1 protein-coding gene is annotated in these 388 nt (G+C 68.0%); it reads right to left on the reverse strand.

Features of this window, described 5'->3' with window-relative positions:
* On the reverse strand, window positions 1-332 hold a 332-nt coding region (locus IH48_RS0132495; RefSeq protein ID WP_030913066.1), incomplete at its 3' end, for an asparaginase domain-containing protein.
* Window positions 333-388: the final 56 nt, after the last annotated feature.

The following is a 388-nucleotide window of genomic DNA, read 5'->3' on the forward strand; positions in this document are numbered from 1 at the left end:
GCGTACAGCAGGCTCAGCAGGTAGGCGGTCTCCTCCAGGGTGTCGGTTCCCTGGGTCACGACGATGCCGTCGACGGCGCCTTCGCCGGCCATCGCCCGGAGCCGGTTCGCGAGGCGGTCGATGTCATCCAGCGTCAGCGAGGCGCCGGGCTTGCCCGCGAAGGACAGCGTCTGGATGTCGACGTCCGAACCGTCCATCTGGGGTACCGCGGCGAGCAGGTCCTCCGCGCTCAGGGTGGGGCGAGCCGCTCCATCACGGTCGGAGGGCATCATGGCGATGGTGCCACCGAGGCCGACCACGACAACGGTGGGACGGGTGCGGTCCTTCGTCAACGTTGATTCCTCAGATCACCTTGGGAGCGGAGCGGGTTGAGCCTATCGACCTCCAC

This window comes from Streptomyces sp. NRRL F-5126 (genome assembly GCF_000721265.1).
GTDB lineage: Bacteria > Actinomycetota > Actinomycetes > Streptomycetales > Streptomycetaceae > Streptomyces.